Source organism: Streptomyces klenkii (assembly GCF_003626645.1).
In the GTDB taxonomy this organism is placed as follows: Bacteria; Actinomycetota; Actinomycetes; order Streptomycetales; family Streptomycetaceae; genus Streptomyces; species Streptomyces klenkii.
Genome location: NZ_RBAM01000031.1, coordinates 25,213 through 31,621 on the forward strand (window position 1 = coordinate 25,213; position 6,409 = coordinate 31,621).

Consider the following 6,409-nt stretch of genomic DNA (forward strand, 5'->3'; position numbering starts at 1 on the left):
CCTTGCGGCACCGTGACTTCCGGCTGCTGTGGGCGGGGGAGTCGATCAGCCAGGCCGGCAGTGCGGCGACGCGCGTGATGCTGCCGCTCATCGCCGTGGGCACGCTGCATGCGAGCTCGATGACCATGAGCGTGCTGAACGCCGCCGCATGGCTGCCCTGGCTGCTGATCGGCCTGCCCGCCGGGGCCTGGGTCGACCGCATGCGTCGCCGCCCGGTGATGATCGTGTGCAACGCCGTCTCGGGGGTGCTGCTCCTCTCCGTGGCGGCGGCTGCCTGGCTGGACGCCCTATCGGCCGGCCAACTGCTCCTGGTGGCCGCCCTGTCCGGCACCGCCGACGTCTTCTTCCGCGCGGCCTACAGCGCCTACGTTCCCGCCCTGCTGCCGCGCGAGGACCTCGCGGACGGCAACGCCAAGCTCGAAACCAGCGCATCGGCAGCCGATGTCGTCGCGCCGAGCGCGGGTGGCGCGCTCGTCCAGGCCGGGGGAGCGGTCTTCGGCTTCCTCGCGGACGGGCTGAGCTTCCTCGCGTCGGTGCTCCTGCTGACCCGGATCCGGGCGCAGGAGGGCCCGCCGGGCGGTGAGCGGCGCAGGACCCCCGCCCTCGGCCCGGAGATCCGCGAAGGACTCGCCTTCCTGGTCCGGGACCCCTTCCTGCGGACGATCCTGCTGTGCGACGCCGGCATGAACCTCTTCCTCGCGGGCACCCAGGCGCTCGCGATCGTGTTCCTGAGCCGCACGGTCGGCGTCGACAGCGGGACCATCGGTGTGCTGATCGCCCTCGTCGGCCTCGGCGGGGCGCTGGGGGCCCTGGTCTCGCCGCTGCTGGCCCGCACGTTCGGCACCGCCCGGGCCGTGCTGCTGTGTGCCTTCTGCGGCGGACCGTTCGGGCTGCTGATCCCGCTCACCACCGACGGCGCCGGGCTGGTGGCCTTCCTCGTCGGGGACTTCTGCCTCAGCGCGAGCATCGTCGCCGGAAACGTGATCATCGTCAGCTTCCGGCAGGCCTACTGCCCGCCCGGGATGCTCGGCCGGATCAGCTCCAGCATCCGCTTCGTCATGTACGGAACGGTCCCGGTCGGCAGCCTCCTGGGCGGCGCCCTCGCCACCGCCCTCAGCGACCGCGACGCCCTGTGGGTCCTTTACACGGGCAACGCCCTGTGTGCCCTGCTCCTCCTCCCCGGCCCGGTCCGCAACCGCAAGGAGCTGCCGGTGGGGTGAAACGCTCTCGCCGAGGCGATCAGGTCCCGTCCGGGTGCTGCGGCACCCGAACGGGACCTTGTGCGTCCACCAGCGTCTCCCTCCGGAGCGCGGACGAAAACCCCACACCCTGGAAGCGCCTCCAACAAGCACCGGTCATGATCGTGTCAGAGCTCTGTACGAGCTCTGACGGACGGATTGCCCAAAGGTAGGATCCAGGTCAGCGCACGCCGGGGGACGACGTGCCGAGTGCCCGGAGGGAAGACGGGGCCGGCCCGCTGTACAGCATGCGCGTCTGAAGACGTCAATGGGGTGGGGCGGAAGATGGTCACCGGGGTCACCGGGGACACCGGGCTGCGGTTCGCGCTGCTCGGTCGGCTGCGTGCGTGGCGCGGCGACGAGGAACTGAAGCTCGGCTCCCCGCAGCAGCAGGCGTTCCTCGCGGTGCTGCTGCTGCGCCGGGAGCGCGCCGCCTCGATGGCCGACGTCGTGGACGCCCTGTGGGGCGAGAACCCACCACCCCGCGCCGTGGGGGCCCTGCGGACGTACGCCTCGCGGCTGCGCAAGCTCCTGGAGCCGGAGCGGGCCGCGGGCGAGTCCCCCCGGGTCCTGGTATCCGTCCCCGACGGCTACGCGCTGCACGTGCCGCGCGAGGCCGTGGACCTCGCCCGGTTCGAGGACCACGTCGCCTCGGCGGGCCGGGCCCGGAGGGCCGGACAGCTCGCGGAGGCCCGTGCCCGGCTGCGCCTCGCGCTGGAGCCCTGGCAGGACGCCCCGCTGCCCGGGATCCCCGGCGCAGCCATGGACGCGCACCGCGCCCGGCTCGCCGACCAGCGCCTGACGGCCCTCGAAGCCCGTCTGGAGCTCGACCTGGAACTGGACGGCCCGCGGTCGGTCCTCGCTGAGCTCGCCGTCCTGGCCGCGCACCATCCCCTGCGCGAACGGCTGCGCGCCCTCCAGATGAAGGTGCTGCACCGTGACGGCCGGTCCGCCGAAGCGCTCGCCGTCTACGAGGAGGCCCGACTGCGGCTGAGCGAGGAGCTCGGGCTCGAACCCGGCCGCGACCTCGCCGAGGCACGGGACCTGCTCACGGCGCCGGACACATCCGGCGGCACCGGGCTCCCGGCCCCGGTCGCGCCGCTGCTGCCCGCTCAGCTCCCCGGCGACCTCGCCGACTTCACCGGCCGCGCCGCGCTCGTGGCGGACCTGTGTGCGCTGCTGACGTCCGACCGCCCCGGGGCCGCCCCCACGGTGGCGGTCTCCGGAGCCGGCGGGGTGGGCAAGAGCGCCCTAGCCGTGCACATCGCGCACCGGGTGCGGGAGTCCTTCCCGCACGGACAGCTCTACGCGGACCTCCAGGGCGCCGGCGGCCACCCGGCCGACCCGGCCACCGTGCTGGGCTCGTTCCTGCGGGCGCTGGGCGTGGACGACGCCGCGATACCCGAGTGCCCGGCGGAACGCTCCGCGCTGTTCCGCACCCGGCTGGACGGGCGCCGGGTGCTCATCCTCCTCGACAACGCCCACGGCCCCGAACAGGTACGGCCCTTCCTGCCCGGGCCGCCCTCGTGCGCCGTCCTGGTCACCAGCCGCGCCAAGCCCGCGGGGCCGGCGTCCGCGCGCCTGGTCGACCTCGACGTCATGACCCCGGGCGAGGCACTCGAACTCCTGGGCAAGGTCATGGGCCCCGCCCGCGTCGCCGCCGAGGCGGACGACGCCGCCCGGCTGGTGTCGGCCTGCGGCCACCTGCCGCTGGCCGTACGGATCGTGGCGGCCCGGCTGGCCACGCGCCCCGCGTGGCCGCTCGGCGCGCTGTACGGCCGGCTCGCGGACGAGCGGCACCGCCTGGCGCAACTCCGCGTCGCCGACCTGGCCGTCGAGGCCGCCTTCGCGCTCGGCCACGCCCGGCTCCGGCCGGCCCAGCAGCGCGCCTTCCGGCTGCTCGCCCTGCCCGACGGCCCGCACGTCTCGTCCGCCGCCGCGGCCGCCGTCCTCGGCCTGCCGGAGCCGGAGGCCGAGGCGCTGTGCGAGTCCCTGGTCGACGTCAGCCTGCTGGAGTCCCCCGCCCCCGGCCGCTACCGCTACCACGACCTGCTGCGCCTCTACGCGCGGGGACGTGCGAGCGCGGAGGAGTCCCCGGAGGGGCGGGCCGCCTCCTTGCGCCGCCTGCTGGAGTTCCTGGTGTCCACGGTGCGGGCCTCGTACCCTGGCGCCCTCGACAGGGCCGAACGCCTGGGGATGACCGCGACGGTCCCCGGGCTGTCGTTCGCCACGGCCGAGGACGCCGGCGCCTGGATGGCCGAGGAAGCGCCGTGCCTGTTCGCGGCGGTGCGCCAGGCGGCCAAGGCCCCCGACGGCGCCCTCGGCCCGGCAGCCGACCTGCTGCTCATGACGGAGGAGCTGCTGGAACGCGGGCGCCCCGGGCCGGAGTTCGAGCAGGCGGCCGAGGAGGTGGTCGCTGCGGCGCTCCGCCTGGGCGACCGGCGCAGCGCGGGCCGTGCCTACCTGGCCCTCGGCCACGGCCACTACTACGCGGCCCGCCTCCGCGAACTGGTCGTGGTCTACCGCCAGGCGGTGGCGGCGAGCCGTGCGGCCGGCGACGCGCTTGTCATGGCCGACGCCCTGGTGCTGCTGGCCCGCTGCTTGTACCACCTGCGCCACCACGACGAGACCCACGCCCTCCTCACCGAGGCCTTGGCGGTCTTCCGGGCGCACGCCGACGGGCTCGGCGAGGCGAACGCCCTCGGCGCGCGCTGCCGGGTGCGCCAGGCGGCGGGCGAGACGGCTCCGGCGGTCGCGGACGCGGAGGAGGCCCTGGTGCTCCATCAAGGTCTGGGCGACGGACGCCGGGTGGGGTTCGCACTGTACGAACTGGGCGTCGTCCTCGGCGCCGCCGGGCGGACCACCGAGTCCACCGCACGCCTCACCGAGGCGCTGGCCTTCTTCGGTGCCCGCCGCAACCGGCTGTGGGAAGGGCTCACCCTCTCCCGGCTCGCGGAGAACCGGCTCGCCACCGGCCGCGCCGAGGAGGCCGCCCGGCTGGCCCGGACCGCGGTCGCGACGCTGGAGGAGGTCAGGAACGACCGGGGCCGCGCCCACGCCCTGGCCGCGCTCGGCTCCGCCCTCGGCCGCATCGGGGACCACGACGGCGCCCGCGCGCACCGGCGCACCGCGCACGAGATCTGCGCCCGCCTGGGCATGCCGGAGGCCGACGACCTCCTCGCCCTGCTCGGCGACGAGCCCGGGCCCCGTCCCGGGGCTGAACCGGCACCGGGCCCCTGACGAGAGCGGCCTGCTCTGCTCCGTGCCGAACCGCCTGCCGGACCGGTCACGGCGGAGCCGGTGTCACGGGCGATCCGCCCCTCCTCCGACCTCTCGCCGAACGGTCCTTTCGCCAACAGCCTCACGTCAAACGGCCCTCACGCCATACGGAGACACCCCATGCCCCCCACCGCCTCTCCCGGCCACTCCTCCGGCGGCGAATCCGGGCGAACCGCAAGCCACCGGTTCACTGTTCTCGGTCCCCTTCGCGTGCACGACGGGTCGGCCGAGATGCCCGTCGGCGCCCCCCCGCTGCAGGCGGTGCTCGCGGTCCTGCTGCTACGGGCCCGCACCCCCGTGTCCGCCCGGGAACTGATCGCCGCGGTCTGAGGCGACGAGCCCCCGGCCGGCCCGAACGGGCACGGTCACTGCTCGTCTCCGCGCTGGACCTGTGGCGCGGCAAGCCGCCCGCCGGCGTGCCCGGTCCGTACGCCGAGGCCCAGCGCACCCGGCTGGAGGAACTGCGCCTGGCGGCCTCCGAGGCCCGCTGGGAGGCCGAGATCGTGCTGGGCGGGCACGACAACGCGCTCGGTCCGCTGCGCGCGCTGGCCGCCGAACACCCGTGGCGCGAGCGGGTCCACGAGCTGCTGATGACAGCGCTGCACCAAGCCGGACGGCAGGTGGACGCACTCGACGTCTACACGCACGTCCGCCGCGCGCTCGCCGAGGAGCTGGGCACCCGCCCGGGTCCCGGCCTGGACCGGCTCCAGGAGAAGATCCTCACCGCCGGACCCGGGCGGCAGACGGGCGACTCGACAGGGCTCCGGGTTCCGGCCCGGCCCCACGGACCGGCGCAGCTGCCCCAGGACACCGCCGACTTCACGGGCCGGAACGACGGGGCCGACCGGCTGTGCTCCGTGCTCGCCACCCGGCAGGTGCTCGTCCTGCTGGACAACGCCCGCGACCTGGCCCAGGTGCGCGACCTGCTGCCCGGCGCGCCCGGCAGCGCGGTGCTGCTCACCAGCCGCTCCCGGCTCACCGGCCTGAACCGCCTCGGCCTCAGCAACGCCATAAGCGAGCACCTGCCCCTCGACACGTTCCTCTGGGGCGTACAGCAAAGCCCACCGCGACGGCACCCTGACCCTCTCCGCCCAGGTTTCCGCCGTGGACGGCAGCCGACACGTCACCGCCAACGCCTCCGGCTCATTGCGCGACCCCGAGAAGCTCGGCCGTCGGGTCGCCGAGGAGCTCCTCGACCAGGGCGCGGAGGCGATCCTCTCCGCAGTCCGCCAGAGGCCGCCGGCGGCCCCGTAGGAGTCGATCACAGCCCCACCGCCCCCCGGGATCACCGAGCGCATGCCAACCCGGGAGCGGGGCGCCTGAAGCCCTTACTGCGCGAGCAGGGATCACCAGGCGCAGCGCAAGCTACGGGGGGGAGGGGGATCTTCTCTATGAGTACTTGTTCTGGTTACTAACAAGAATCCCTGATGCTCCTACGCCCGGTGCTCCGACGACTGGCGAACCGACGACTGATAACCCGTCTTCAGTGGCGGCCACTCGATCACGTCCTCCAGGTATGCAGTCGTCCCGGCGTCGGCAGCTTGGACAGCTTCGTCCCGCTCGGGGATGCGTCTAAGCAGCTTGGGTGAAGTTGTTTGCTGATCCTCGGATCTGGTCTCGTCGATGGGTCATGGCCTGGTCGACGGCTTTGCCGAGGCAGTCGGTGCTGGTCATGCTGGGCTGGCAGATCTAACCGGCGTTCGGGGACGTCGACGACTTCGTCCGGCTGGACGGTGCGGCCGCCGAGCTCGGGCATGGTGGCCAGCTAAAGATCTTCTCGTAACCGTGTTGGTTGGTCTGCGTTGGTCTGGTCGTGCAGGTGGTCTCCGCTCAGCGTCGTGAGTTCGTCGAGGTGTTCACCGGGCTTCGCCCACGGCAGTTCCAGCGGCTGG

2 protein-coding genes and 2 pseudogenes are annotated in these 6,409 nt (G+C 74.1%); all 4 read left to right on the plus strand.

What is annotated here, in order from left to right:
- The first annotated feature begins 2 nt into the window (after window positions 1-2).
- Window positions 3-1,220 carry an MFS transporter gene (locus D7231_RS33315; RefSeq protein ID WP_120759894.1) on the plus strand — a complete coding sequence of 406 codons (1,218 nt, stop codon included), beginning with the start codon at window positions 3-5 and terminating at the stop codon, window positions 1,218-1,220.
- A gap of 303 nt (window positions 1,221-1,523) precedes the next feature.
- Complete coding sequence (locus D7231_RS33320; protein ID WP_120759890.1) at window positions 1,524-4,478, plus strand: AfsR/SARP family transcriptional regulator; 2,955 nt, start codon at window positions 1,524-1,526, stop codon at window positions 4,476-4,478.
- Between the two features lie 407 nt (window positions 4,479-4,885).
- A pseudogene (locus D7231_RS38635) lies at window positions 4,886-5,179 on the plus strand (AfsR/SARP family transcriptional regulator); the annotation flags it as partial.
- Between the two features lie 394 nt (window positions 5,180-5,573).
- Window positions 5,574-5,771 (plus strand): annotated as a pseudogene (locus D7231_RS33330) (hypothetical protein); the annotation flags it as partial.
- Window positions 5,772-6,409: the final 638 nt, after the last annotated feature.